The following is a 24831-nucleotide window of genomic DNA, read 5'->3' on the forward strand; positions in this document are numbered from 1 at the left end:
GTCCGCGCCTCCACAATGCGCCCCTCGCAAAGATGTCATGTCAGGCGAAAGGCCAAAACAGGGTGGGACCACGGCGCAGGTCCCGCCCAACCCGCATCACTCCACCCGGGTGACCGCCGACGGCTTGAACCCCAGGTCGGCCGCCTTGCCCTTGCGTCCGCGCGCGGCGCGGGCGTTGTTCAGCGAACGGATCTCCAGCGTCTCCTCTCGTTCCTTGCCGCCGCGGCCGACGCCGTCGATGCGGATGCTGCGCGTGTACGCGGCCGCGCCCGCCAGGGTGTCCTTGGGCTCCAAGTCGATGAGCATCAGGCCCCGGCCGCCGTTGGCCATGGTCTTGAGCTCGGTGATCTCGAAGGTCAGGATGCGCCCGCCCGCCGAGGCGCAGGCCACATGCGTGGCAGGCGGCACAGCCTTGCCGCCGGAAGATCCGGCTGCATGGGAAGGCACGCACACGGTTTCACCCTCGCCCAGCGTAAGGAAGGCCTTGCCGCCCTTCTGCCGCGAGACCATGTTCTCCACCGCCGCCAGAAAACCGTAGCCACCCGAATTGGACAGCAGCAGCGTGGCGTTGGCCGGGCCGGCAAAGTAGTGCAGCAGTTGTGTGCCCGACTCCAGCTCGATCAGCGTGGTCACAGGCTGCCCATCGCCGCGCGCACCGGGCAGCAGCGACACGGCCACCGAATACACGCGGCCGTTGCTCCCGAAGGCCAGCAGCGTGTCGACCGTGCGGCATTCGAACGTGCCGTACAAGCCGTCGCCCGCCTTGAAAGCAAAACTGGACGCCTCGTGGCCATGGCCTGTGCGCGCACGCACCCAGCCCTTTTGCGACACGATGACGGTCACCGGCTCGTCCACCACCTTCACTTCGGCCACGGCCTTCTTCTCGGCCTGGATCAGCGTGCGGCGCGCATCGGCAAAGGTCTTGGCGTCGGCCTCGATCTCTTTGACCATCGTGCGGCGCAGCGAGCCCGGGTTGTTCAGGATGTCTTCGAGCTTGCCCTGGCTTTCACGCAGCTCCTTGAGCTCCTGCTCGATCTTGATGGCTTCGAGCCGCGCGAGCTGGCGCAGGCGGATTTCAAGGATGTCTTCGGCCTGCCGGTCGCTGAGGTTGAACCGCGCAATCAGCGCCGCCTTGGGCTCGTCGGCCTGGCGGATGATGGCAATCACCTCATCGATGTTGAGCAGAACAATCTGCCGCCCTTCGAGGATGTGGATCCGCTCCAGGACCTTGTTCAAACGGTGCTGCGTGCGGCGGGTGATGGTGGTCTGGCGGAAGGCAATCCACTCTTCCAGCATCTGCCGCAGCGACTTCTGGGTGGGCCGGCCATCGAGCCCCACCATCGTGAGGTTGATGGGCGCCGACGACTCCAGGCTGGTGTGCGCCAGCAGCGCAGTGATGAGTTCTTGCTGCGGGGTCTTGCCGGTCTTGGGCTCGAACACCAGGCGCACGGGCGCATCCTTGCTGGATTCGTCGCGCACGACATCGAGCACCGCCAGCATGCTGGCCTTAAGCTGGGTCTGGTCCTGCGAGAGCGCCTTCTTGCCGGCCTTGACCTTGGGGTTGGTGATCTCTTCGATCTCTTCGAGCACCTTCTGCGTGCTCACGCCCGGCGGCAGCTCGTTCACCACCAGCTGCCATTGGCCGCGCGCCAGCTCTTCGATCTTCCAGCGCGCACGCACCTTGAGGCTGCCGCGGCCGGTGCGGTAGGCGTCTGCGATGTCCGATGCAGCGCTGATGATCTGGCCGCCGCCCGGGTAGTCGGGGCCAGGCACCAGGGCCAGCAGGTCTTCCTGGCTCAGCGACGGCGTCTTGATCAGCGCGACACAGGCGTCGGCGATCTCACGCAGGTTGTGGCTCGGGATCTCGGTGGCCAGGCCCACGGCGATGCCGCTGGCGCCGTTGAGCAACGCAAACGGCAGGCGTGCGGGCAGCTGGCGTGGCTCCTCGGTACTGCCGTCGTAGTTGGGCATGAAGTCGACCGTGCCTTCGTCGATTTCATCGAGCAGCAGGCTCGTGATGCGCGACAGGCGCGCCTCGGTGTAGCGCATGGCCGCAGCGCCGTCGCCGTCGCGGCTGCCGAAGTTGCCCTGGCCGTCGATGAGCGGGTAGCGCTGGGCAAAGTCCTGCGCCATGCGCACCAGCGCGTCGTAGGCCGACTGGTCGCCATGCGGGTGGAACCGGCCGAGCACATCGCCCACCACACGGGCGCTCTTGACCGGTTTGGCCGCCGTGTTGCGCGTGGGGCCGCTGTAGCCCAGGCCCATGCGGTCCATCGAATACAAGATGCGCCGCTGCACGGGCTTGAGGCCGTCGCACACATCGGGCAGCGCGCGGCCCTTGACGACGGAGAGCGCGTATTCCAGGTAGGCGCGTTGGGCATAGCCCGCCAGGCCCAGGGAGTCGCCCCCGTCATCGCCTGCGGTGGTGAAATCCAAAGTCGGTTGGTCGCTCATTCGTTGGGTACAACAGTTTCTTGATTCAGGGTCGGGGGCGTGCCCGGGGTCTGCGCCACGCTGGTGGGCGGCAGATTGCCGCGGTTCACAGCGCCACCCGAGAGCTCCATGCGCACGCGGCCCGGTGCCGCGCGGCGGGCCAGCACGGGGGCAGGTGGCTTGAGCTGCGCATAAAGGCCCAGCACCGTGCGCACATAGTTTTGCGTTTCCTTGAAGGCCGGGATCTGGTTGCCCGCCCTTTGCACCGCACCCTCGCCGGCGTTGTAGGCGGCCACGGCCAGGTCCATGCGGCCGGGGAACAGGTCGAGCAGGTGGCGCAGGTAGCGCGTGCCGGTGGGCACGTTGACCGCCGGGTCGGCAAGCTTTTGCTCTACGGTGCGCTTGGCGTCAGCGCTCACGCCGAAGCGGCTGGCCGTGGCGGGCATGACCTGCATCAGCCCCACAGCGCCTTTGGGCGAGACGGCCTTGGCGTCAAAACCGGATTCGGCCGCGATCACGGCCTGCAGCAGCTCGTAGTCCACGCCGTGTTTCGTGGATGCCGCGCGCAAGTGGTGTTTGACGCGCTTGTAGTCCGGTGCGATGTCAAAAAACGCCAGCAGGCTCTTGCCCCCGGCGGGCAGCGCGTAGGGCATGGGCGGCGCATTGGCCGGCGCATCGCGGGTCGAGTCGAAGTCGTTGCCGCGGAAAAATAGCTGGTAGCGCGCATCCACCTGCTCGGCGGCAAAGTGCGTCACGCCGCGCTCGTCCACATGGGCCCACAGGTCCGCCCAGGCCGATTGCTGCAAAAAACATAGCAACAAACCCATGCAGAGCAAGCGCCAGGGGCTTGTTTGACTTGAAATTTTCATATCAAGCCCTGCCACAGGCGCTGTCGCCGTCGCCGTGCACGCTGCGGCCGCAGGCGCAGACCAGCGCACTGCTGCCCGTCAGCGTCGCGCACCACAAACGCAGATCGCGCACCCAAGCCCCGCCGCCCGCGCTGCAAAGAGCACGGGTGGCACCGGGGAGAGGGGTGGCGAGATGAGCAGGCATGGCGGTAGGGCTCGCGCTTGTCAGATATCGATCTCTACCGCGTCGCCGTGCAATTCCATCAGCTCACGCCGCGAAGCCGCTTCGCCCTTGCCCATGAGCTTGGTGATCAAGTTCTCGGTCGCGGCAAAGTCCATGTCGCCCAGCTGCACCGGCAGCAGGCGGCGGGTGTCGGGGTTGAGCGTGGTTTCCCAGAGCTGCTCGGCGTTCATCTCGCCCAGGCCCTTGAAGCGGCTGATCTGGCACTTCTCTTTGGGCACGCCGTCCTTGGCGCACTTGTCGAGGATGGCAGTCAGCTCGCCATCGTCCAGCGCATACATCTTGGCGGCGGGTTTCTTGCCGCGCGCAGGCACGTCCACGCGGAACAGCGGCGGGCGCGCCACGTAGATGTGGCCGGTCTCGATGAGCTTGGGAAAGTGGCGAAAGAACAGCGTGAGCAGCAGCACCTGGATGTGCGAGCCGTCCACGTCGGCGTCCGAGAGGATGCAGACCTTGCCGTAGCGCAGGCCCGACAGGTCGGGCGTGTCGTTGGGGCCGTGCGGGTCTACGCCGATGGCCACCGAGATGTCGTGGATTTCGTTGTTGGCAAACAGGCGGTCGCGCTCGACCTCCCAGGTGTTGAGCACCTTGCCGCGTAGCGGCAGGATGGCCTGGCTTTCCTTGTCGCGGCCCATCTTGGCGCTGCCGCCGGCCGAGTCGCCCTCGACCAGAAACACTTCGTTGTGGGCCAGGTCCTTGCTCTCGCAGTCGGTCAGTTTGCCGGGCAGCACGGCTACGCCGGAGCCCTTGCGTTTTTCGACCTTTTGGCCGGCCTTCTGGCGCGTCTGCGCGGCCTTGATGGCCAGCTCGGCCAGCTTCTTGCCGTAGTCAACATGCTGGTTGAGCCAGAGCTCCAGCGCCGGGCGTACAAAGCCCGAGACCAGGCGCACCGCGTCGCGCGAGTTCAGGCGTTCTTTGATCTGGCCCTGGAACTGCGGGTCCAGCACCTTGGCACTCAGCACATAGCTGGCGCGGGCAAACACGTCTTCGGGCAAAAGCTTGACGCCCTTGGGCAGCAGGCTGTGCAACTCGATAAAGCTCTTGACCGCGTTGAACAGGCCGTCGCGCAGGCCGCTTTCGTGCGTGCCGCCAGCGCTGGTGGGGATCAGATTGACGTAGCTCTCGCGCACCGGCTGGCCGTCTTCGGTGAAGGCCACGCACCAGGATGCGCCCTCGCCTTCAGCAAAACTTTCGTTGTTGCGGTCGGCAAAACCTTCGCCTTCAAACAGCGGGATCACCGGGTCGCCGTTCAAGGTCTGCATGAGGTAATCACGCAGGCCGCCTTTGTACTGCCAGGTTTGTGTATCGCGGGTTTTCTCGATGACGAGCTGCACTGTCACGCCCGGCATCAGTACGGCCTTGCTGCGCAAGAGGTGCGTCAACTCGCCCATGGGCAGTGCGCTCGACTCGAAGTATTTGGCGTCGGGCCATACGCGCACGGTGGTGCCCTGCTTGCGCTCGGCCACCTCCAGCGCACGCGCCACCAGGGGTTCGATCACATCGCCGGCTGAAAACACCAGCCGCGCCGCCTTGCCTTCGCGGTAACTGGTGGCTTCGAGCCGCGTGGCCAGGGCGTTGGTCACGCTCACGCCCACGCCGTGCAGGCCGCCCGAGAAGCTGTAGGCACCGCCCTTGCCCTTGTCGAACTTGCCACCCGCGTGCAGCCGGGTGAACACCAGTTCGATCACCGGGGCGTTTTCCTCGGGGTGCATGCCAAAAGGGATGCCGCGCCCGTCGTCCTCCACGCCCACCGAGCCATCGGCGTGCAGCGTGACGCGGATTTTTTTGCCGTAGCCGGCCAGCGCTTCATCGGCCGCGTTGTCGAGCACCTCCTGGATGATGTGCAAGGGGTTGTCGGTGCGGGTGTACATGCCCGGGCGTTGCTTGACGGGCTCCAGGCCCTTGAGCACGCGGATCGAGCCTTCGGAATATTCACTACTGGTGGACACGGACGACGGTTTGGCAGACATAGCGGCGGATTGTAGTGCGGCACCGGGCCAACAGCTGGATGGAAAAACAGTAGAGGCAACGCTGTCAAAGCCGCAGATGGCGGCATCAGAGACCCGTGGCGGGCGGAGCGGTAGCGCTCCCATCCACAGTGGGGCCTATGGGAAAACTTGCAACACGGCCAAAGGTTCCGCGCTGGCGGTTTTGGCCCGACCCCGCTGCCAACTGTATTGGTCCGCGGTGTATCAGCGCGTTTCACGCAATCTGGCTACATTCCTGCGCATGCATATGAATCCTCCCAAACTGTCCATGTTCCAGGTGCTGGCCTGCGGCGCGGCCATCGTGACACTGTCGATGGGCATCCGCCACGGGTTCGGGCTGTGGCTCTTGCCCATCACGCAGGAGATGGGCTGGACGCGCCAGTCGTTCGCGCTGGCGATTGCGATCCAGAACCTCTCGTGGGGCGTGATCGGCATCTTTGCCGGGATGATCGCCGACCGGTTCGGCGCATTCCGGGTGCTCATGGGCGGGGCGGTGCTGTATGGCCTGGGCCTTGCAGGCATGGCGCTGTCGCCCACGCCCACGCTGTTTGCGCTGACGGCCGGTGTGCTGATTGGCGCGGCGCAGGCTGGCACCACCTATGCGGTGATCTACGGCGTGCTGGGTCGCCAGATTGCGCCCGAGCGCCGCTCCTGGGCGATGGGGGTGGCCGCGGCCGCGGGCTCGTTTGGCCAGTTCCTCATGGTGCCGGTGGAGGGCTGGCTGATTGCCGGCCTGGGCTGGCAGCAGGCGCTGCTGGCGCTGTCGCTCATGGTGCTGCTCATCGTGCCGCTGGCTTTTGGCCTGCGCGAACCCACCTTTGCCGGCACGGCCCCGGCCAAACGCGAGCAGACCATCGTGCAGGCGCTGGGCGAGGCATTCCGCTACCCCAGTTTCAACCTGTTGATGGCCGGCTACTTCGTGTGTGGCTTCCAGGTGGTGTTCATTGGCGTGCACATGCCCAGCTACCTCAAGGACCACGGTCTGTCGCCCCAGGTGGCCAGCTATGCGCTGGCGCTGATTGGGCTGTTCAACGTGCTGGGCACTTATGTGGCCGGTACCTTGGGCCAGCGCATGCCCAAGCGGTTCATCCTGGCTTTTATCTACTTTGCCCGCGCGGCAGTGATCACTGTGTTCCTGCTCGTGCCGCTGTCGCCGCTGTCGGTGTATGTGTTCTCAGCGGTCATGGGCACGCTGTGGCTGTCGACCATTCCACCCACCAACGCCACCATTGCCCAGATCTTTGGCGTGCAGCACTTGTCGATGCTGGGCGGCTTCGTTTTCTTCAGCCACCAGATCGGCAGCTTCATGGGCGTGTGGCTGGGCGGCTATCTGTATGACGCCACGGGCAGCTACGATGTCGTCTGGTACATCGCCATCGGCCTGGGAGTGTTTGCCGGACTGGTGAACCTGCCCGTCAAGGAAAGCCCGATCCAGCGCACCACACCCCAGCCCGCCTGACCATGACCCCACCCGCCATCACCGCCGTTGAAGCCAGCCCTGCCGACGCGCCATCCGCGCGTCCACGGCGCGCACTGCGTTGGCTGGCGGGCGCTGTGGCGGTGCTGGCCTGCCTTATGGTGTTTGGCATGTACACCGCGCCCGACTTCATGGTGGTGCTGGCCGACCAGATGTGGGCGTGTTTCTGAGTCTGTGCGGACAAATTTCAAGCCTTTTTGGCCTCCAGCGCTTGATCCATAAGCGCTGACAGCTATCATTTTAGTAGCATGATGCACGGCAATGAAACCGCTTCCGATTGGGTGCGCCGCTGGTCACACCTGATCGCACCCGGCAGCGCCGTGCTTGACATAGCCTGCGGCGCCGGGCGCCACCTGCGCTGGCTGCATGCCCTGGGCCATGAGGTGGTGGGTGTGGACCGCTCGGCAGAGGCCCTGGCCGCCTGCGAGGGGCTTGGGGAATTGGTCCTGGCCGATATCGAGAATGGCCCCTGGCCGTTGGCGGGCCGTGAATTTGGCGCCGTGGTGGTCACCAACTACCTGTGGCGGCCGCTGATGCCCACCGTGGTCGGCAGCCTTGCGCCGGGTGGCGTACTCATCTATGAGACCTTTGCACGCGGTAACGAAACCGTGGGCCGCCCGTCGCGGCCGGAGTTTCTGCTGGCGCCGGGCGAGCTGCTGGCCGCCTGCGCGGGCTTGCGGGTGGTGGCATACGAGGACGGCTTCTTGCAAAACCCCGACCGTTTCGTGCAACGCGTCACGGCAGTGCGGGAACTCCCGGGGCCGGCCGGTCCGGCCCGGCATCTTCTGCCTAGTTAGAATGCTCCTTTACCGTTTTTCACTGCGGACATGACCTCTTCCTCCGTCCCCCTTACCGGCAGCATCGTCGCCCTCGTCACCCCCATGCACGAGGACGGTAGCGTGGACTACCCTACCCTGCGCAAACTGATCGACTGGCACATTGCCGAAGGTACCGACTGCATTGGCGTGGTGGGCACCACGGGCGAATCCCCCACGGTCAATGTCGAAGAACACTGCGAGATCATCCGCGTGGCGGTGGAGCAATCCGCCAAGCGCGTGCCCATCATGGCCGGCTGCGGCGCCAACTCCACCGCCGAAGCGATCGAGTTGGCCAAGTTCGCGCGCGGCGTGGGGGCCGACAGCCAGCTGCAGGTGGTGCCCTACTACAACAAGCCCACGCAAGAGGGCCAGTACCAGCACTTCAAGGCAATTGCCGAAGCCACGGGCGACCTGCCGATCGTGCTGTACAACGTGCCCGGCCGCTCGGTGGCCGATATGCTGCACGACACCGTGCTGCGCCTGGCCCAGGTGCCCGGCATCATCGGCATCAAGGAAGCCACCGGCAACATCGAGCGCGCCCAGTGGCTCATCCGCGATGTGCCCAAGGGCTTTGCCGTGTATTCGGGCGACGACCCAACCGCTGTGGCCCTGATGCTGTGCGGAGGCCATGGCAACATCAGCGTGACCGCCAATGTGGCGCCACGTCTGATGCACGAGCTGTGCGAGGCTGCGCTGGCCGGCGACGCCAAGCGTGCGCTGCAGATCCAGTTCCAGCTCATGCCCGTGCACCGCAACCTGTTCGTTGAAGCCAACCCGATCCCGGTCAAGTGGGCCATGGCCCGCATGGGCCTGTGTGGCGGCACCCTGCGCCTGCCGATGACGCCGCTGACCAGCGGCAACGAAGCCATCGTCGAATCCGCGCTGCGCGCGAGCGGCCTGATCTGATCCGGGCCGCGCCCGTTCCCTGAGACTTCTTCGAGGATTTCTGCGTGAAAGCTGCTACCACCCGCCTGAGCCTGCTGGCCCTTGCCATGGCCTTGTCCGCCTGCGCCGCCCTGGAAGGCGACAAGATTGACTACAAGAGCGCCGCCAAGGGCTCCACCCTGGAAGTCCCCCCGGACTTGACACAGCTGTCACGCGATTCGCGCTACGCCGTGCCTGGCGGGCCCGTTTCGGCTGCAGCCATGCAAGCCGGCCAAGCCGCCCAGCCTTCGGGCACCGCCAACGCCGCGGCCCTGCAACTGGGCGATGTGCGCATCGAGCGCGATGGCAACCAACGCTGGCTGGTGGTCAACCGCCCGGCCGACAAGCTCTGGGAGCCCGTGCGCGACTTCTGGCAAGAGAGCGGCTTCAACCTGGCCCAGGCCGAGGCGAACGTGGGGATCATGGAAACTGACTGGGCCGAGAACCGCGCCAAGCTGCCCCAGGACTTCATCCGCTCGACCCTGGGCAAGCTGCTCGATTCGCTGTATTCCACCGGCGAGCGCGACAAGTTCCGCACCCGCCTGGAACGCAACGCCAACGGCGGCACCGAAATCTACATCACGCACCGCGGGATGATCGAGGTTTATGGCACGACCACCAAGGACAACACGGTGTGGCAGCCACGCCCCTCCGACCCGGAACTTGAAACCGAATTCCTGCGCCGCCTCATGGTCAAGCTGGGCGTGAGCCAGGAGCAGTCCAAGGCTGTGGCTGCTGCGCCTGCCCCGCGTGCGCAGGCCGCCCGCATGGCCACGGTGGACAACCGCCCTGTGGTGCAGCTCGACGAAGGCTTTGACCGCGCATGGCGCCGCGTAGGCCTGGCGCTGGACCGCACCGGCTTCACGGTGGAAGACCGCAACCGCAACGAAGGCACGTACTTCGTGCGTTATGTGGCACCCAACGCCGACAAGAAGGAACCCGGCTTCTTCGGCAAACTGTTCACTGGCTCGTCGTCCGCCACCCCTCCGCTGAAGTACCGCATCGTGGTGCGCAGCCAGGGTGAGGCCAGCACCGTGTCGGTGCTCAACGAAGGCGGCTCGCCCGAGTCATCGGCCAATGCAGAGCGCATCGTGCGCGTGATTGCAGACGACCTGAAGTAACGGGCGGCATCGCCGCGGAGCACGCACCTCGACGGCTGCTCCGCGGGCCCACGCCCCCCGCCCTCGCCCTCTTCAGGGCGCCCGGGCACGACACACCACCCCGCGACGACTCCACATGCTGCGTTTCAAGAACCTGGGGAGTGGCAGCACTGGCAATGCCACCGTGGTTGAAGGCCGCAGTGGCACGCAGGTGCGTCGGCTGCTGATCGACTGCGGCTTTGGCATTCGGCAATTGCAGGGCCGCCTCGCGCAGGCGCAATTGCAGATCGAAGACCTGGACGCCGTCTTCATCACCCACGAACACTCCGACCACATCGGCTGCGCACAGGCCGTGGCCCTGCGCTATGGCATCCCGGTGTGGATGAGCCAGGGCACCCACGCCGCGCTGGGCCAGCCGGACTTTGGCGACAGGCTGCGCATTGCGCACGACATGGCGCCGATTGATCTGGGTGAGTTCGAAGCCCGGCCCTTCACGGTGCCACATGATGCCCGGGAGCCGCTGCAGCTGCGCTGCTCCGATGGCGCCGCCCACCTGGGTGTGCTGACCGACCTGGGCCACGCGAGCGAACACGTGCTTCAGCAGTTGGCCGGCTGCCATGCGCTGATGATCGAAGCCAACCACGACCCCGCGTTGCTGGAGGCGTCCCGGTACCCGCTTTTCCTGAAGCGCCGGGTGGGCGGCCCCTATGGCCATCTGGCCAATCTCGCCACGGCAGACATCCTGCGCGCCGTGCGGCACCCCGGGCTCCATACCGTGGTTGCGGCCCACCTGAGCGCCAAGAACAACGCACCGTCCATCGCACAAGAAGCCCTTGCACCTGCGCTGGACTGGCCGGTAGAAGCGATCACAGTGGCAAGCCCGGTCACCGGCACCGCCTGGCTGGCGGTTGCTTGCGCTCCAGCGTAGCCAGCCCCCACGCGCCCGGTCGCTCGGCCCTCCGGTTCTTCAAAGTCAGCAGCGGCCTTTTCCAACAACCCGCCTTGGGCCCAGAAAAAGAAAAAGCCCCGACCTTGCGGTGCGGGGCTTTGCGGCAATGGCGGGTCTTGCGACCCGCCAGGCCTGCAGCAAATTACTTGGCTGCGGAAGCGCCGGTGGCGGCCGAAGCGGCAGCGTCAGCAGCGGCCTTGGCGGCGTCAGCAGCAGGTGCTGCGGCGTCGGAAGCGGCAGGAGCGGCGTCGGAAGCAACAGGAGCTGGTGCTGGAGCTGCAGGCGCTGGAGCTTCCACGGGAGCAGGTGCTGGTGCTGGAGCGGGTTCTTCCTTCTTGCCGCAAGCGGCGAGGGCTGCAGCAGCGATCAGGGCGGCCAGAACGAGGGAGTTCTTCATTTGGATTTTCCTAGTTGGACAAACATATCTTGAAAAGCCACGGCGCCCGGCTCTTGAAAGCCCCGGTACGCGTTGGCACAACGCACTTGGCTTGCACCTTTTTGGCGCAGCCGCCGATTATATTGGTATTTAGTCAATACTGACTAACACTGACGAAAGCTTTACAGGCGATTGACATCCAGCAATCCGCGTGGGGCCGTCACAAACCGAGGGTTGAGGCCGGAAAACCCGGCGAGCTCTTGCTGCGCATCCATTCGTTGAGCGTCTCGCGGAGCAGCACGCGCCGCTCGGGCTCGTGGCCTGAAACCCCTACGCAGCGCTCAGGGTCCAGCCGGTGCATGACCCAATGGGGAGACCACAACACGCTTGGAATGTCGAGGGGATCGGCGGATGGACTGCGCCGACAGGTGATGATGTGGTCCCAGGTGCCACGCCAGCGCACAAACCGGGCATGGCGGCGGATCACGTCGTCGTAGCTGCCCGCCAGCATGGTGAATCGGCGGCTGCCATGGGCCCATTCCTGCAGCGCGTCCGTCACCGCCCGCTCACCCAACGGCCAATCATGGAAGTTGGCATCGCTGATGACGATTTCCTGCCAACCGTCCCGCACCGCGGTGGCAAAAGCGTCCCGCACCATCTGCAGAAAGTCTTCACGGCTGCTGAAGCGGCCTGAAGGCAGGCTGGGCGGCAACGTGGAAGAAGGTGTTGTGGACGACGAATCGGTCATGGAAGGTCTCCCAAAGATTTCAGCCGATCTGCTCGGCCCAGGTATGCGCCCATCCGGCATCGCACCACGACGAGAGCAGTTCCAGCGCATCGTCGCTGGCCCGCGCCAGCTCCCGCGCGGTAAGCTGGCGCTGGTCGGCCAGGCGGCGCATCAGCGTGGCGTCCCGGCCCGCGGCGCGGTAGCTTTCGCCGTTGATGAACACGTGGTGGGCGTCGTACATCATGCGGCTCTTGCGGTCCAGGCGCACACCTTCCAGCATCACGCGCGCGTCACCCGGCTCAAACCATACACTGGCCTTGGGCTCGGTCAGGTACTCGCCCAGCGCACGCTCCAGTACCAGCGGCTCGGCCAGGGCGCGGGACAGCGCCTCGCGGGCGAAATCGTGCAGGCCGACCGGAATGGCAGCCGGCTGCGCGACGGCCTCCTGCCCGGCATCTCGGTACAGAAAGGGGCTGCCCTCGGCATCGCCCGCATCCTCGGCCAGCCGCGCCAACAGTTCCTGCGCGAGCTCAGCCCGTGCGGGGGCCCGGAACCCAATCGAATAGGTCATGCACTCGCCTTCGGCGATGCCGTCGTGGGCATAGCGGGGAGGCAGGTACAGCATGTCCCCGGGCTCCAGGACAAACTCTTCCTCAGGCTCAAACTGGTCCAGCACCTTGAGCGGGATGCCTTCGCGCAGCGTCAGGTCTTTCTGCCGCCCGATGCGCCAGCGCCGCTTGCCGTGGGCCTGCAGCAAGAACACGTCGTAGCTGTCAAAGTGCGGACCGACCCCTCCGCCGTCCGATGCATAGCTGATCATGAGATCGTCCAGCCGCGCTTCGGGCACAAAACGGAACTGCTGCATCAGCGCATGCACAGCATCGTTGTGCAGGTCGACGCCTTGCACCAGCAGGGTCCAGTCCGGCTGCTGCAGCGCGGGCAAAGCCCTGCGGCTGAAGGGCCCGTGGCGCAGCTTCCAAGCGCCTTTGACGAGCTGCACGAGGCGTGACTCGACGCCCTCCTCCGCAGCCAGCGCAAAAAGATCGGACCGCAACACGGGCGGCTGAAACTGGGGAATAGCTTGGCGCACCAGCAGCGGCTTTTTCTGCCAGTGGCGGCGCATGAATTGCGCGGGGGTGAGACCGCCGAGCAGGGAGAGAGGTTGCTGGATATCCATGGGGAGACGACCCAACGTGCGGGGCCTTTGGTCAAACTGCGACAATTCTCCTATGGAAATTACCCAACAATGTGTGGTCGCTCTGACCTGGACACTGAAAGACACCCTGGGCGAGGAACTGGACGTTCTGGACGAACCGGTGGAGTTTTTGGTGGGCGGCGACGACCTTCTCCCCCGCATCGAAGAGGCTCTGCAGGGCCATGGCCCTGGCGCCACCCTGCAATTGCACCTCGAACCTGAAGACGCCTTTGGCGACTTTGACGACCAGCTCCTTTTTCTGGAGCCGCGCTCACTCTTCCCCGGAGAGATTGAAGAAGGCATGACGTTTGACGGCGCTGCCCTGCCCGCAGGGTGCAATCCTGACGCACCGCGCACCGTGCTCTACACCGTGGCCGAGATTTATCCGGAACACGTGGTGCTGGACGGCAACCACCCTCTGGCCGGCATTGCGCTGCGGCTGCAGCTCACTGTAGAAGCCGTGCGGGACGCTACTGAAGAAGAGATTGGCCGCGGCAGCGCGGGCACCGGTTTCTTTCGCGTGCAGCCCCAAGCACCGGGCAGCTCACTGCTGCATTGATCCCCAAAACAAGCTCGGGGCGCTTGAACTTCAAGCGCCCCGAGCAAAGACGACGTTTTTTGGTTTAAACGCGGGAGATCTGGCCGTTGTAGAGGCGCACGCGGTCGCCGATGCGCAAATCGCCTGGCGTGCTCACGTCATAGACGCGGTACCCGCCTTGATCCAGCTGGACCGACAGGCGATAGCCCTGCACTTCCTGGCTGTTGTTGCGGCCCTCGATGGCATTGCCTGCAACGGCCCCACCCACGATACCGACACCGGTTGCCGCCGCACGGCCGGAGCCCTTGCCGATCTGGTTGCCCAACACACCCCCGACCACGGCGCCGATAACGGCACCTGCGCCCGAGGTCTGGCCCTGCGAACGGCCCTGCAGCACTTCGATGTTCGAGACACGGCCGAACTCGGTGCCCGATGGATTGTTCGGATAAGCCGGGGCCGTCTGGTACCCGCCGGAATAGCCGCCAGAGTACTGCGGCGCAGGTGCCGCACCGTTGTGACCGCAAGCTGCCAGCGAGGCGGCCAGGACCACAGCACCAGTAATCGCAAAGGGGCGGGTAAATCGCAGCATATTCATCTCCTAAAAAGTGAGCTCGTGCCAGGCACACGGAATCGGCCTTTAGAACACATGCCTTGATTGGAACAACGCGCCAGGGGTCTGGGGCGTAGACAGTTGGAGTGCAGCCACGTGGGTAACAAACTCCTTGAAAAGTAAGCGCCGTCTTACAAGTGGGCTTGCGAAAGGCCTGCCACCTGCGTCAGGCCTTGCCGGTGGAACCGTAGCCGCCCTCGCCGCGCTCGGTGGCGGCGAACTCCGTCACCACATTGAACTGCGCCTGCACCACCGGCACGATCACCAACTGGGCCAGGCGCTCCATAGGCTCGAGCGTGAAAGCGGTGCTGCTGCGGTTCCAGGCGCTCACCATGAGTTGACCCTGGTAGTCGCTGTCGATAAGCCCCACAAGATTGCCCAGCACGATGCCATGCTTGTGCCCCAGGCCAGACCGCGGCAGGATCAAGGCAGCGTAGCCGGGGTCCTTGATGTACAGCGAGATGCCCGTGGGGACCAACTGCCAGGCGTTGGGCTGCAGGGTCAGCGGCGCATCCAGGCAGGCCCGAAGGTCAAGGCCCGCGCTGCCGGGTGTGGCATAGGTGGGTAGCTGGTCCGCCATGCGCGGGTCGAGAATCTTGACGTCAATCTTCACTGCGATTTCTTCTTTCCTGTCTTGTTGCGCTGCTGGGCCACTTGCCGCAGCCGCTCTTGCAATGCGTCGGTGCCAAAGCCCGCCGCGGTGTTTCCGGACGCCACAATTTTGGGCGCCGACTGGATCAACCAGCCCAACCCCCACCAGATTGCAGCCATGACCAACAGCCCGGGCAACGAGCCCTGGCTGAAGATGAACAAGGCGATGCCATGCAGAACGGTGAACAGCAAAAGCACCATTCGAGCGACCCGCAGCATGCCCAGCAGCGGCACAATGGCCTGCGCCAGATCTGGAGGCATCGTCTGCCCTGGCGCACGCGACCCTTCTGAGGGAGACGGTTTGCGCGCCGCCATGCCAGACGACGCAGCAGCCGTTGCAGCCCTGGCCGCGCCGGAAGCGGTCAACCGCTCCACATAGGTCGCAAAGTCGCCGTCAGGTGGCGTGTCCCATTCGGGTTTGGTGGCACCGGTTTGCATACAGCCCCTTCAGACGACATCAGTGACGGGTTGGCGGCAACCGCGCCGCAATGTCTTCAACAAGCTGCTGCGCCAGCGCGCGCTTGGATGCACGGGGCAACTCACGGTGTCCGTTGGCGTCGACCAGCAACAAGGCATTGTCGTCCTGCCCGAAGGTCGCAGGGCCAATGTTTCCTACCAGCAGCGGGACACCTTTGCGTGCCCGTTTGGCCGTGGCGTGGGCCAGCAGGTCGTGGCTCTCGGCGGCAAATCCGACGCAGTACAAGCTTCCGCCTGTGGCCCGCGGCGACTGGGCCACGCGGGCGAGGATGTCGGGGTTCTCGACAAAGCCCAGCGTGGGCGTCTGGCCCGAGCCATCCTTCTTGATCTTCTGGGCAGAGGGGGCCGCAGGCCGCCAGTCGGCCACCGCGGCAGTTGCTATAAAAACAGAAGCACCCTGCGCTTGCTGCTCCACCGCGAGCAGCATTTCTTGAGCAGATTGCACATCCACGCGGCGCACCCCGCGTGGCGTGGGGAGATGCACGGGGCCGGCCACCAGCGTGACGTCGGCGCCCGCTTCGCGCGCGGCACGCGCAATGGCAAAACCCATCTTGCCGCTGGAGAGGTTGGTGATGCCCCGTACCGGGTCAATGGCTTCAAAAGTGGGCCCCGCGGTGACCAGCACCTTGTGTCCTGCAAGCACCTTGGGCGCAAAAAACGCGATCACTTCTTCCAACAATTCGCCGGGCTCCAGCATGCGCCCGTCCCCGGTTTCGCCACAGGCCTGGTCGCCATTGCCCACGCCCAGCACCACGGCGCCATCCTGCGCCACCTGGGCCAGGTTGCGCTGGGTGGCGGGATGGGCCCACATCTCACGGTTCATCGCGGGCGCTAGCAGCAAGGGCACGCGCTCGATAGGCCGTGCCAGGCACAGAAGGCTCAGCAGTTCATCGGCCCTGCCCTGCACCAGGCGTGCGATGAAGTCGGCGCTGCAGGGCGCAATCAGGATCGCATCGGCCTCGCGGCTCAGGTTGATGTGCGGCATGTTGTTGGGTTCGCGCGCGTCCCACTGCGAGCCATACACCGTGCGGCCGGACAGGGCCTGCATGGTCACCGACGTGATGAACTGCTCGGCCGCCTGCGTCATCACCACCTGCACAGTGGCGCCGGCTTTGATCAGCTGGCGGCACAGATCGGCCGACTTGTAGCAAGCCACGCCGCCACTCAGACCCAGAACAATGTGTTTGCCAGCGAGCTCATTCATGGGGCGAATTTAGCAGACGGTGCCAAGAGCCTGTTGACGATCTCCCAGGGGATCGCGTTGGAGCGCAATCGGTATGAGTGGATGCCTCAGGTGCGCCGCATGGGCTCATGCCCATGCAAGCAGCTGGGGCGCCAACACTCAAGTTCATCGACCCGATTTCGCTCCAACCCTTCAGGCAGCGGTCTTTGCGGGCGGTCTGCTGTGTTGCGGCGCTTGCCAATAGCCGAGCTATTGGCTGCGCACCGCGCCTTGCATCCCATCCCGCAAAGACCGCTGCGCGACCCCTGGGAGATCGTCAACAGGCTCTAAGCCAGCCAGAGCGCCCGCAGGTGCCCATCTATAATCCCGATTTCCCACCACCATAAAGCGACATGACCAAATTTGTCTTCGTCACCGGCGGTGTGGTGTCTTCCCTGGGCAAGGGAATCGCCTCAGCCTCCCTTGCCGCGATCCTCGAATCGCGGGGACTCAAAGTCACTCTCATCAAGCTTGACCCCTACATCAACGTAGATCCGGGCACCATGTCGCCGTTCCAGCACGGCGAGGTTTTCGTGACCGACGACGGTGCAGAAACCGACCTCGACCTGGGCCACTATGAGCGTTTCATTGAAACGCGCATGAAAAAGACCAACAACTTCACCACGGGCAAGATTTATCAGTCCGTGCTGGAGAAGGAACGTCGCGGCGACTATCTGGGCAAGACCGTGCAGGTCATCCCCCACGTCACCAACGAAATCCAGGAATTCATCAAGCGCGGTGCCGGCATCGGCACGCCCGATGCCGTGGATGTGGCCATCGTTGAAATCGGCGGCACGGTAGGCGACATTGAATCGCTGCCGTTCCTGGAAGCCGTGCGCCAGATGAGCCTGCGCATGGGCCCCAACAATGCGGCCTTTGTGCACCTGACTTATCTGCCGTGGATTGCCGCGGCCGGCGAGCTCAAGACCAAGCCCACCCAGCACACCGTGCAGAAGCTGCGCGAGATCGGTATCCAGGCAGACGCCCTGCTGTGCCGTGCCGACCGCCGCATCCCCGAGGAAGAGCGCGCCAAGATCTCGCTGTTCACCAACGTGCCCGAATGGGGCGTGATCAGCATGTGGGATGTGGACACCATCTACAAGGTGCCCCGCATGCTGCACGAGCAGGGCCTGGACGGCCTGATCTGCGACAAGCTGCGCCTGAACACGCCACCCACCAGCCTCAAGCGCTGGGACGACCTGGTGCACGAAACCGAGCATCCGCAAGGCGAAGTCACCATCGCGATGGTGGGCAAGTATGTGGACCTGTCGGACAGCTACAAGTCCGTCAACGAAGCCCTGCGCCACGCCGGCATGCGCAACCATGTGCGCGTGAAGATCGACCACGTCGACTCCGAGACCATCGAGAGTGCTGACGCCGCCGCCAAACTCGCCAAATACGACGCCATCCTCGTGCCGGGCGGCTTCGGTGCGCGCGGTGTGGAAGGCAAGATCGCCACCGCGCAATTTGCCCGCGAGCACAAGGTGCCGTACCTGGGCATCTGCCTGGGCATGCAGGTCGCCACCATCGAGTACGCACGCCATGTGGCGGGCTTGGCCAATGCCAACAGCACCGAGTTCGATGCCACCACGCCCCACCCCGTGATCGCGCTGATCACCGAGTGGAAGGACGCCGACGGCACGATCAAGACCCGCAACGAAAACTCCGACCTGGGCGGCACCATGCGCCTGGGGGCGCAAAGCTCCGACGTATCGGCCCAAACGTTAGCGCACAGCATCTACGGCGACGTAGTGACCGAGCGCCACCGCCACCGCTACGAAGCCAACGTGAACTACCTGGACCAGCTGCGCAGCGCCGGCCTCGTGATCTCGGCGCTGACCCAGCGCGAACAACTCACCGAAATCGTGGAGCTGCCGCAGAACGTGCACCCCTGGTTCATCGGCGTGCAGTTCCACCCCGAGTTCAAGTCGACTCCCTGGAACGGCCACCCGCTGTTCAACGCCTTCATCAAGGCGGCCGTGGAGCACAAAAAGCAAGCAAAAGTCTGAGGGAGCCAACCATGCAGTTGTGCGGATTCAACGTCGGCCTCGACCAGCGCTTCTTCCTGATCGCGGGCACCTGCTCCATTGAAGGCCTGCAGATGTCTCTCGACGTCGCAGGCCAGCTCAAGGAAGCCTGTACCGCTTTGGGCATTCCACTGATCTACAAGGGCTCGTTCGACAAAGCCAACCGCTCGTCCGGCAGCAGCCAGCGCGGCGTGGGGCTGGATGCGGGCCTCAAAATCCTGGACGAAGTGCGCCGCCAGTTGCAGTTGCCCATCCTCACCGACGTGCATGACACGGAGCAGGTGGCCGAAGTGGCCAGCGTGGTCGATGTGCTGCAAACACCGGCCTTTTTGTGCCGCCAGACGGATTTCATCCGCGCCGTGGCGCAGTCCGGCAAGCCGGTGAACATCAAGAAGGGCCAGTTCCTGGCGCCCTGGGACATGAAGAACGTCATCGACAAGGCCCGCGCCGCAGCTGCGGAAGCAGGCCTGTCGGAAGACCGTTTCCTCGCTTGCGAGCGCGGCGTGAGCTTTGGCTACAACAACCTCGTCGCCGACATGACCAGCCTGGCCGAGATGCGCAAGTCCGGCGCGCCGGTGGTGTTTGACGTGACCCACTCCGTGCAGAAGCCCGGCGGCCTCGGCGCAGTCAGCGGCGGTGCCCGCGACATGGTGCCGGTGCTGGCCCGGGCCGGTGTGGCCGCGGGCGTGGCGGGGCTGTTCATGGAGACCCATCCCAAGCCCGCCGAAGCCTGGTCCGACGGTCCGAACGCCGTGCCACTCAAGCACATGAAGGCGCTGCTGGAGACGCTGGTGGCGCTCGACGACATCACCAAAAAAAGCGGATTCCTCGAAAACAACTTCAACTGACAGGACGACAAAATGGCCGTTGCCTACATCATCGTAGACATGAAAGTGACCGACCCCGAACAGTACAAGCAGTACATGGCTGCCGCCCCCGCTGCGGTGAAAGCCCATGGCGGCGAGTACCTGGTTCGCGGTGGAAAGTTCGAGACCCTGGAAGGCAACTGGACGCCCGCGCGAGTGGCCATGCTCCGCTTCCCCAGTTTCGAGAATGCCAAGGCTTTCTACGATGCCGAGTTGTACCGCGCCGCGCGCGCCAAGCGCGAAGGCGCCACCGAGTTTTTCAATATGGTGCTGGTCGAAGGCGTGGACGCCCCGGTCTGACCCTTATCTATCCCAAAGGAAAAAAATGAGCGCAATCGTTGACATCGTAGGCCGCGAAATTCTGGACAGCCGCGGCAACCCCACCGTCGAATGCGACGTGCTGCTGGAATCGGGCGTGATGGGCCGCGCCGCCGTGCCGTCGGGCGCGTCCACCGGCAGCCGCGAAGCCATTGAAATGCGCGACGGCGACAAGAGCCGCTACCTGGGCAAGGGCGTGCTCAAGGCGGTGGAGCACATCAACACCGAAATCTCCGAAGCCGTGCTGGGCCTCGATGCCTCCGAGCAGGCCTTCCTGGACAAGACTCTAATCGACCTGGACGGCACCGAGAACAAGAGCCGCCTGGGCGCCAACGCCATGCTGGCCGTGTCGATGGCCGTGGCCCGCGCCGCGGCCGAGGAATCCGGCCTGCCGCTGTACCGCTACCTGGGCGGCATGGGCAGCGTGCAATTGCCCGTGCCGATGATGAACGTGATCAACGGCGGCGCACACGCCAACAACAGCCTGGACCTGCAGGAGTTCATGATCATCCCCGTGGGCGCGCCCACGTTCCGCGAAGCCGTGCGCTGGGGCGCCGAAGTGTTCCACGCCCTGAAGAAGATCCTGCACGACAAGGGCATCAGCACGGCCGTGGGCGATGAAGGCGGCTTTGCCCCCAGCGTCGAGAACCACGAAGCGGCCATCCGCCTCATCCTGCAAGCCATTGAAACCGCAGGCTACACGGCCGGCGAGCAGATCGCCCTGGGCCTGGATTGCGCGGCCAGCGAGTTCTACAAGGACGGCCACTATGTGCTGGAAGGCGAAGGCGGCCTCAAGCTGACTGCCCAGCAATGGACCGACATGCTGGCGGCCTGGGTCGACAAGTACCCGATCATCAGCATCGAAGACGGCATGCACGAAGGCGACTGGGACGGCTGGAAGCATCTGACGGAACGCCTGGGTGACAAGGTACAGCTGGTGGGCGACGACCTGTTCGTAACCAACACCAAGATCTTGAAGGAAGGCATCGACAAGGGCATCGCCAACTCGATCCTGATCAAGATCAACCAGATCGGCACGCTGACCGAAACGTTTGCCGCCATCGAGATGGCCAAGCGCGCCGGCTACACCGCCGTGATTTCGCACCGCTCGGGCGAGACCGAAGACAGCACCATTGCCGACATCGCTGTGGGCACCAACGCCGGCCAGATCAAGACCGGCTCGCTGTCGCGCTCGGACCGCATGGCCAAGTACAACCAGCTGCTGCGCATCGAAGAAGACCTGGGCGAAATCGCGCACTACCCAGGCCGCGCTGCGTTCTACAACCTGAAATGAAGCTCCCCCTGAGCCGCTTCGCGTCTCGGCGCTGCCGCCAGAGTCGGCAGCCCTCCGTGACCGTCCAAGCCTGCGCAGGCAGGCTTGGAGCCGCGGTTCTCAGCTCCTCTCCTGCGGGAGGGGGACGCGCCCAGTGGCCCGGCCAAGCCGGCTCCACGGGTGCGCTGGCCTGGAGCGCGCCCAGCACAACACAGGCACCCTGGACGGGTGCAGCCGCGAGCACAGCGGCACAGCATCGCGCCCAAGGCTGAACCGCCGCCATGGTCTCTCGCATCGTGCCCGTCATTCTGCTGGCCTTGCTGGCAGCGCTGCATGCCCAGCTGTGGCTGGGGCGCGGCAGCGTGCCGCGCGTCAACGAGATGCAGCGGCAGATTGACGTGCAAAAAGCCGCCAACGACCAGGCGCGCCAAGCCAACGAGCGGCTTTCGTCCGAGGTGCACGACCTCAAGGAAGGGCTCAACATGGTGGAAGAAAAGGCGCGCAGCGAGTTGGGCATGGTCAAGCCCAACGAGGTGTACGTGCAGTTCACGCCGCGCTGAGAAACCGGTTGAGGGCGGCTCAATCCAGCACCAGCGCCCCGCCCTTGCACTTTGCTGATTGCGCCTGAGTGATCCGGGTCGTGATCAGCCCGACATTCATTGACCGGCGCCCCGCGCTGCCGCCCTCTGCAGCTGTGGCTGCCCACCCTGTTCTTCTGTTGAATCCACACCGTGCCGCATCAGCCCACCATTGTTCTGCTTGGCGCCCCCGGCACCGGCGCGCAGCTGCTGTACATGGCGTTGGCGGCCCGCCTTGTGGCCGCAGACGTGCGCATTCTCCGCAGCGAGGGTTTGGACGATCCCGAAGTAGCGGCAGCGGTGCGGCACGACACCACCACTGCGCTGCTGATGGGGCTGGATCTGCCCTGCGCTGCCGGTGACCGACCCGCGCAGGAAGCTGCCGATGCCCACCTGCGCGCAGCACTCTCAGCTGCCGGCGTGGGTTATCGCGTGGTCTACGGGCACGGTGACCAACGCACTGCCAACGCCCTCAATGCTATCAAAAATATAGCTATAAGTGCTTATATATCAAGCGATGGAGGCCATTTTGGCTCGAAAAATGACGAACAGACCGAGCGCAGCGCCCGCCTGCGGGCCTGGAACTGCGAAAAGTGCAGCGATCCCGAATGTGAGCACCGCCTCTTCAGCGCCTTGATGGGCCGCGACACGGGGCCATAGCCGCTCCTGATCGATCAGGACAGGGCGCGCGGCGGACCGCCGCTGTCCCATGCTTGAAACCGCAGTGCTCCGGCGGTGGTCGCGCCTTTGCTATGAAGATTGCGATCACGTTGCCGCCGCGGTCGCGCTTGCGGTCGCAGTTGCTGTTGCGCATGCCATGGCCGCGGTTGCCTTTACCGCCTCCCCGCGCCTACACCAGGCCGCGCTTGAGTTCCTTCAGCAGCAACACCACCTGCCCCGACCCGTACCGGTACCCACCGTTGAGCACCGCTACGGCCTTGTCCCACTCGCCCAACTGGGCCAGCTCGATCAGCAGCGCCGCCTGTTCGTGAAAGTACCGGTGCCGCGCCATCAGCACGGCATACGCGGGCAGATGGCCCATCACCTCGCCGCCCACGCCGTGCAGCCACCGCCCCAGGGCGCCCCGGTCGCTGCGGCGCACCTCGGCAGGGTCCAGGCCGTGGCGGGTGCGGCCCTCCAGGTAGTCCATGAGGTGCTCTTTCCATCGCTCGTGGGCGTTGATGGCCGCGTCGATGTCCAGGGCGGCCAGCACGGTGTCTGCGCGCAGCGAATCCGCTGCCTCGCAGGCGCTGCGGCTGTCAATGAGCTCAAGCCCCGGCGCGGCAGCGCGGCCGCCACTGCCAAATACACGACGAAGAATTTGCATAGCCTCTGGTGGGATCGCTCTGGCAGTCTGCGGAGCATGCACAGCCTGCAATGCGCAGCGCCGCAAGGGGCGCGGCAGGCACCGTCATCGGGCTGCGGTGTGAAGAGCGTCGATCTTAGGGGCGCGGGCGGCGAGCGATTGTCAACGATGGTCAGCCGCCGCCAGCGCGCGACACGTCCGCACAGTGCGCCGTTCACGCAGCAGGGCAGCAGAGCGATGACGCCACAAGACGGCAAGCCTGCTCATGGCTCTACGGGGCCTACAGGCCCTACTGAATCCCGCTGGGCCCTGGCAGCTGGCTGACGGTCGGCGGTACAAAAATTTGCGCCGCATCCACCGCATCAAAGCGGTACTGCTGCCCGCAGAACTCGCAACCCACCTCGATGTCTTCGCGCTCGGCCAGGATGCTCTCGGCCTCTTCTGCGCCCAGGTTGCGCAGCATGTTGGTCACACGCTCGCGGCTGCAGGTGCAGGCAAAGCGCGGGCCGGTGGGGCCGACCTGGGGCTCAAAGCGCAGCAGCTTTTCTTCCCAGAACAGGCGGCGCAGGATGGTGTCCACGTCCAGGCTCAGCAGCTCTTCGCGCGTCAGGCTCGACGCCAGGTGCGCGATGCGGTTGTAGTCCTCGTTGTGGCCGATCTGGTCTTCGTTCTCGCGGTGCGTGAGGCTGGAGGCCAGGTTGCCCTCGCCCTTGATCGGCATGCGCTGGATCAGCAGGCCCGCGGCGACCTGTTCGTTGGCGCCCAGCACCAGGATGGTGTCGAGCTGCTCGGACTGCAGCATGTAGTGCTGCAGCACGTCGGACAGGCGCTCAAGCTTCTCGTGCCGGTCGCCGTGCAGGGGCACCACGCCCTGGTAGGGCTGCTGGCCAGGGTGGCGGTCCTTGGGGTCGAGCGTGATGGCGCAACGCCCGCCGCCGCCCACGTTCACCATCTGGCTCAGGCGCGCGCCCTCGGGCACCTCGCCGTTGACGGTGGCGGTGGCACGAAAGCTCAGGTCCGACTGCACCTCGACCACCGAGAGCTTGACCGGGCCGTCGCCAAACACCTGCAGCACCAGCGCGCCGTTGAACTTGATGTTGGACTGCATGAGCACGCCCGCGGCGGCCATCTCGCCCAGCAGTTCGCTCACGGGCGTGGGGTAGGCGCCGGTGCTGGTGTTGCCGGCACGCCGGCGCAGGATTTCGGTCCAGGCATCGGTCAGGCGCACGATCATGCCGCGCACGGGCAGGCCGTCGAAAAGAAACTTGTGGAGTTCAGACACGCAAGGGGTTCCAGGAAATGAATCGGACGGCAGCAGTGCTTAGCCGATTTTGTGCAGGCCGCGTTGGAAGCGGCGCGCGTTGTCGATGTAGTGCTGGGCGCTTTGGCGCAGGCCCTCGATCTGCTCGGGGGTGAGCTGCCGCACCGCCTTGGCGGGGCTGCCGATGATCATGGAGCCGTCGGGAAACTCCTTGCCCTCAGTGACCAGGGCGCCTGCGCCCACCAGGCAGTTTTTGCCGATCCGGGCGCCGTTGAGCACGATGGCCCCGATGCCGATCAACGATTCGTCCCCAATCGTGCAGCCATGCAGCATGACCTGGTGGCCCACCGTCACGCGCTCGCCGATGACCAGGGGTTGGCCGATGTCGGCGTGCAGCACGCTCGCGTCCTGGATGTTGGAGCCGGCGCCAATGGTGATGCTTTCGGTGTCGCCCCGCACCACGGTGCCAAACCACACGCTGGTGTCCTCGCCAAGAACGACATTGCCCATGACCTGGGCACCTTCGGCCACCCAGGCCGAGGCTGCCAGCTGCGGAGCCACGCCGTCGAGTTCGTAAATCGCCATGCAAACACTCCAGAAAGGGGGATCGGGACCAGGCCGCTGATGG

26 protein-coding genes are annotated in these 24831 nt (G+C 65.1%); 13 read left to right on the forward strand and 13 right to left on the reverse strand.

What is annotated here, in order from left to right; translation table 11 throughout:
- Window positions 1-96: 96 nt before the first annotated feature.
- The 3 genes from parC to ACSQ3Q_RS16475 form a co-directional block, all read right to left on the reverse strand.
- Window positions 97-2454, reverse strand: a complete 2358-nt coding sequence (gene parC / locus ACSQ3Q_RS16465; protein ID WP_436135417.1) for a DNA topoisomerase IV subunit A — start codon at window positions 2452-2454, stop codon at window positions 97-99.
- Window positions 2451-3260 carry a lytic transglycosylase domain-containing protein gene (locus tag ACSQ3Q_RS16470; protein WP_436135418.1) on the reverse strand — a complete coding sequence of 270 codons (810 nt, stop codon included), beginning with the start codon at window positions 3258-3260 and terminating at the stop codon, window positions 2451-2453. Before ACSQ3Q_RS16470 ends, parC begins: the two co-directional genes overlap by 4 nt.
- 246 nt (window positions 3261-3506) lie before the next feature.
- Window positions 3507-5492, reverse strand: coding sequence for a DNA topoisomerase IV subunit B (locus ACSQ3Q_RS16475; RefSeq protein WP_436135419.1), 1986 nt, complete (start codon window positions 5490-5492; stop codon window positions 3507-3509).
- Between the two features lie 259 nt (window positions 5493-5751).
- On the opposite strand from ACSQ3Q_RS16475, the gene ACSQ3Q_RS16480 reads away from it, so the two are divergent.
- The 6 genes from ACSQ3Q_RS16480 to ACSQ3Q_RS16505 all read left to right on the forward strand — a co-directional run bounded on the left by ACSQ3Q_RS16480 (window position 5752) and on the right by ACSQ3Q_RS16505 (window position 10757).
- Window positions 5752-6969: an MFS transporter gene (locus ACSQ3Q_RS16480; RefSeq protein WP_436135420.1), complete on the forward strand. Its 1218-nt coding sequence runs from the start codon at window positions 5752-5754 to the stop codon at window positions 6967-6969.
- 2 nt (window positions 6970-6971) lie between these two features.
- Window positions 6972-7157: a hypothetical protein gene (locus ACSQ3Q_RS16485; RefSeq protein WP_436135421.1), complete on the forward strand. Its 186-nt coding sequence runs from the start codon at window positions 6972-6974 to the stop codon at window positions 7155-7157.
- Between the two features lie 81 nt (window positions 7158-7238).
- The gene (locus ACSQ3Q_RS16490; RefSeq protein ID WP_436135422.1) at window positions 7239-7784 is read left to right on the forward strand and encodes a class I SAM-dependent methyltransferase; all 546 of its coding nucleotides are present in this window, start codon (window positions 7239-7241) and stop codon (window positions 7782-7784) included.
- A 30-nt stretch (window positions 7785-7814) separates the two neighbouring features.
- Entirely contained in the window at window positions 7815-8711 is an 897-nt protein-coding gene (dapA, locus tag ACSQ3Q_RS16495; protein WP_436135423.1) for a 4-hydroxy-tetrahydrodipicolinate synthase, read from the forward strand.
- A gap of 44 nt (window positions 8712-8755) precedes the next feature.
- The gene (gene bamC / locus ACSQ3Q_RS16500) at window positions 8756-9850 is read left to right on the forward strand and encodes an outer membrane protein assembly factor BamC (protein ID WP_436135424.1); all 1095 of its coding nucleotides are present in this window, start codon (window positions 8756-8758) and stop codon (window positions 9848-9850) included.
- Window positions 9851-9965: 115 nt separating this feature from the next.
- Window positions 9966-10757, forward strand: a complete 792-nt coding sequence (locus tag ACSQ3Q_RS16505; protein WP_436135425.1) for an MBL fold metallo-hydrolase — start codon at window positions 9966-9968, stop codon at window positions 10755-10757.
- 163 nt (window positions 10758-10920) lie between these two features.
- Here the strand turns inward: ACSQ3Q_RS16505 and ACSQ3Q_RS16510 are convergent, their stop codons facing one another.
- The 3 genes from ACSQ3Q_RS16510 to ACSQ3Q_RS16520 all read right to left on the reverse strand — a co-directional run bounded on the left by ACSQ3Q_RS16510 (window position 10921) and on the right by ACSQ3Q_RS16520 (window position 13058).
- A complete protein-coding gene (locus tag ACSQ3Q_RS16510) occupies window positions 10921-11175 on the reverse strand; it encodes a hypothetical protein (RefSeq protein WP_436135426.1) in 255 nt (84 codons plus the stop codon).
- Between the two features lie 199 nt (window positions 11176-11374).
- Window positions 11375-11902: a hypothetical protein gene (locus ACSQ3Q_RS16515; RefSeq protein ID WP_436135427.1), complete on the reverse strand. Its 528-nt coding sequence runs from the start codon at window positions 11900-11902 to the stop codon at window positions 11375-11377.
- A gap of 19 nt (window positions 11903-11921) precedes the next feature.
- Entirely contained in the window at window positions 11922-13058 is a 1137-nt protein-coding gene (locus ACSQ3Q_RS16520; protein ID WP_436135428.1) for a JmjC domain-containing protein, read from the reverse strand.
- A gap of 52 nt (window positions 13059-13110) precedes the next feature.
- Between ACSQ3Q_RS16520 and ACSQ3Q_RS16525 the strand changes: the two genes are divergently transcribed.
- Window positions 13111-13635: an FKBP-type peptidyl-prolyl cis-trans isomerase gene (locus ACSQ3Q_RS16525; RefSeq protein WP_436135429.1), complete on the forward strand. Its 525-nt coding sequence runs from the start codon at window positions 13111-13113 to the stop codon at window positions 13633-13635.
- A gap of 64 nt (window positions 13636-13699) precedes the next feature.
- Here ACSQ3Q_RS16525 and ACSQ3Q_RS16530 read toward each other — a convergent pair whose 3' ends face one another.
- From ACSQ3Q_RS16530 to coaBC, 4 genes are all read right to left on the reverse strand, one after another.
- Window positions 13700-14203, reverse strand: a complete 504-nt coding sequence (locus ACSQ3Q_RS16530) for a glycine zipper 2TM domain-containing protein (protein ID WP_436135430.1) — start codon at window positions 14201-14203, stop codon at window positions 13700-13702.
- Window positions 14204-14390: 187 nt separating this feature from the next.
- Window positions 14391-14837 carry a dUTP diphosphatase gene (gene dut, locus ACSQ3Q_RS16535; protein WP_436135431.1) on the reverse strand — a complete coding sequence of 149 codons (447 nt, stop codon included), beginning with the start codon at window positions 14835-14837 and terminating at the stop codon, window positions 14391-14393.
- On the reverse strand, window positions 14834-15313 hold the full coding sequence (locus ACSQ3Q_RS16540; RefSeq protein ID WP_436135432.1) for a hypothetical protein: 480 nt from the start codon (window positions 15311-15313) through the stop codon (window positions 14834-14836). Before ACSQ3Q_RS16540 ends, dut begins: the two co-directional genes overlap by 4 nt.
- 19 nt (window positions 15314-15332) lie before the next feature.
- Window positions 15333-16556, reverse strand: a complete 1224-nt coding sequence (coaBC, locus tag ACSQ3Q_RS16545; RefSeq protein WP_436135433.1) for a bifunctional phosphopantothenoylcysteine decarboxylase/phosphopantothenate--cysteine ligase CoaBC — start codon at window positions 16554-16556, stop codon at window positions 15333-15335.
- A 371-nt stretch (window positions 16557-16927) separates the two neighbouring features.
- Between coaBC and ACSQ3Q_RS16550 the strand changes: the two genes are divergently transcribed.
- From ACSQ3Q_RS16550 to ACSQ3Q_RS16575, 6 genes are all read left to right on the forward strand, one after another.
- Window positions 16928-18583, forward strand: a complete 1656-nt coding sequence (locus ACSQ3Q_RS16550; RefSeq protein ID WP_436135434.1) for a CTP synthase — start codon at window positions 16928-16930, stop codon at window positions 18581-18583.
- A gap of 11 nt (window positions 18584-18594) precedes the next feature.
- On the forward strand, window positions 18595-19449 hold the full coding sequence (gene kdsA / locus ACSQ3Q_RS16555; protein WP_436135435.1) for a 3-deoxy-8-phosphooctulonate synthase: 855 nt from the start codon (window positions 18595-18597) through the stop codon (window positions 19447-19449).
- Between the two features lie 12 nt (window positions 19450-19461).
- Window positions 19462-19767: a DUF1330 domain-containing protein gene (locus tag ACSQ3Q_RS16560; RefSeq protein WP_436135436.1), complete on the forward strand. Its 306-nt coding sequence runs from the start codon at window positions 19462-19464 to the stop codon at window positions 19765-19767.
- Window positions 19768-19792: 25 nt separating this feature from the next.
- Entirely contained in the window at window positions 19793-21079 is a 1287-nt protein-coding gene (eno, locus tag ACSQ3Q_RS16565) for a phosphopyruvate hydratase (protein ID WP_436135437.1), read from the forward strand.
- A 260-nt stretch (window positions 21080-21339) separates the two neighbouring features.
- A complete protein-coding gene (locus ACSQ3Q_RS16570) occupies window positions 21340-21618 on the forward strand; it encodes a septum formation initiator family protein (RefSeq protein ID WP_436135438.1) in 279 nt (92 codons plus the stop codon).
- A 171-nt stretch (window positions 21619-21789) separates the two neighbouring features.
- Window positions 21790-22296, forward strand: a complete 507-nt coding sequence (locus ACSQ3Q_RS16575) for a hypothetical protein (RefSeq protein ID WP_436135439.1) — start codon at window positions 21790-21792, stop codon at window positions 22294-22296.
- A gap of 190 nt (window positions 22297-22486) precedes the next feature.
- Here the strand turns inward: ACSQ3Q_RS16575 and ACSQ3Q_RS16580 are convergent, their stop codons facing one another.
- From ACSQ3Q_RS16580 to ACSQ3Q_RS16590, 3 genes are all read right to left on the reverse strand, one after another.
- On the reverse strand, window positions 22487-22963 hold the full coding sequence (locus tag ACSQ3Q_RS16580; RefSeq protein ID WP_436135440.1) for a CZB domain-containing protein: 477 nt from the start codon (window positions 22961-22963) through the stop codon (window positions 22487-22489).
- 268 nt (window positions 22964-23231) lie between these two features.
- Window positions 23232-24224, reverse strand: coding sequence for an Hsp33 family molecular chaperone HslO (locus ACSQ3Q_RS16585; protein WP_436135441.1), 993 nt, complete (start codon window positions 24222-24224; stop codon window positions 23232-23234).
- A 39-nt stretch (window positions 24225-24263) separates the two neighbouring features.
- On the reverse strand, window positions 24264-24788 hold the full coding sequence (locus ACSQ3Q_RS16590) for a gamma carbonic anhydrase family protein (RefSeq protein WP_436135442.1): 525 nt from the start codon (window positions 24786-24788) through the stop codon (window positions 24264-24266).
- Window positions 24789-24831: the final 43 nt, after the last annotated feature.

Origin of the sequence: Acidovorax sp. LjRoot129 (genome assembly GCF_964253765.1) — a bacterium.
Lineage (GTDB): Bacteria > Pseudomonadota > Gammaproteobacteria > Burkholderiales > Burkholderiaceae_C > Acidovorax.

Excerpts from the sequence above, each read along its gene's own strand:
- ACSQ3Q_RS16475 (WP_436135419.1), bottom strand. The coding sequence starts at position 5,492 with ATGTCTGCCAAACCGTCGTCCGTGTCCACCAGTAGTGAATATTCCGAA.
- coaBC (WP_436135433.1), bottom strand. The coding sequence starts at position 16,556 with ATGAATGAGCTCGCTGGCAAACACATTGTTCTGGGTCTGAGTGGCGGC.
- ACSQ3Q_RS16485 (WP_436135421.1), top strand. The coding sequence starts at position 6,972 with ATGACCCCACCCGCCATCACCGCCGTTGAAGCCAGCCCTGCCGACGCG.
- eno (WP_436135437.1), top strand. The coding sequence starts at position 19,793 with ATGAGCGCAATCGTTGACATCGTAGGCCGCGAAATTCTGGACAGCCGC.
- ACSQ3Q_RS16530 (WP_436135430.1), bottom strand. The coding sequence starts at position 14,203 with ATGCTGCGATTTACCCGCCCCTTTGCGATTACTGGTGCTGTGGTCCTG.
- ACSQ3Q_RS16525 (WP_436135429.1), top strand. The coding sequence starts at position 13,111 with ATGGAAATTACCCAACAATGTGTGGTCGCTCTGACCTGGACACTGAAA.
- ACSQ3Q_RS16520 (WP_436135428.1), bottom strand. The coding sequence starts at position 13,058 with ATGGATATCCAGCAACCTCTCTCCCTGCTCGGCGGTCTCACCCCCGCG.
- ACSQ3Q_RS16570 (WP_436135438.1), top strand. The coding sequence starts at position 21,340 with ATGGTCTCTCGCATCGTGCCCGTCATTCTGCTGGCCTTGCTGGCAGCG.
- ACSQ3Q_RS16515 (WP_436135427.1), bottom strand. The coding sequence starts at position 11,902 with ATGACCGATTCGTCGTCCACAACACCTTCTTCCACGTTGCCGCCCAGC.
- ACSQ3Q_RS16580 (WP_436135440.1), bottom strand. The coding sequence starts at position 22,963 with ATGCAAATTCTTCGTCGTGTATTTGGCAGTGGCGGCCGCGCTGCCGCG.
- ACSQ3Q_RS16590 (WP_436135442.1), bottom strand. The coding sequence starts at position 24,788 with ATGGCGATTTACGAACTCGACGGCGTGGCTCCGCAGCTGGCAGCCTCG.
- ACSQ3Q_RS16470 (WP_436135418.1), bottom strand. The coding sequence starts at position 3,260 with ATGGGTTTGTTGCTATGTTTTTTGCAGCAATCGGCCTGGGCGGACCTG.
- ACSQ3Q_RS16510 (WP_436135426.1), bottom strand. The coding sequence starts at position 11,175 with ATGAAGAACTCCCTCGTTCTGGCCGCCCTGATCGCTGCTGCAGCCCTC.
- kdsA (WP_436135435.1), top strand. The coding sequence starts at position 18,595 with ATGCAGTTGTGCGGATTCAACGTCGGCCTCGACCAGCGCTTCTTCCTG.
- parC (WP_436135417.1), bottom strand. The coding sequence starts at position 2,454 with ATGAGCGACCAACCGACTTTGGATTTCACCACCGCAGGCGATGACGGG.
- ACSQ3Q_RS16560 (WP_436135436.1), top strand. The coding sequence starts at position 19,462 with ATGGCCGTTGCCTACATCATCGTAGACATGAAAGTGACCGACCCCGAA.
- ACSQ3Q_RS16480 (WP_436135420.1), top strand. The coding sequence starts at position 5,752 with ATGCATATGAATCCTCCCAAACTGTCCATGTTCCAGGTGCTGGCCTGC.
- dapA (WP_436135423.1), top strand. The coding sequence starts at position 7,815 with ATGACCTCTTCCTCCGTCCCCCTTACCGGCAGCATCGTCGCCCTCGTC.
- ACSQ3Q_RS16505 (WP_436135425.1), top strand. The coding sequence starts at position 9,966 with ATGCTGCGTTTCAAGAACCTGGGGAGTGGCAGCACTGGCAATGCCACC.
- ACSQ3Q_RS16550 (WP_436135434.1), top strand. The coding sequence starts at position 16,928 with ATGACCAAATTTGTCTTCGTCACCGGCGGTGTGGTGTCTTCCCTGGGC.
- ACSQ3Q_RS16490 (WP_436135422.1), top strand. The coding sequence starts at position 7,239 with ATGCACGGCAATGAAACCGCTTCCGATTGGGTGCGCCGCTGGTCACAC.
- ACSQ3Q_RS16540 (WP_436135432.1), bottom strand. The coding sequence starts at position 15,313 with ATGCAAACCGGTGCCACCAAACCCGAATGGGACACGCCACCTGACGGC.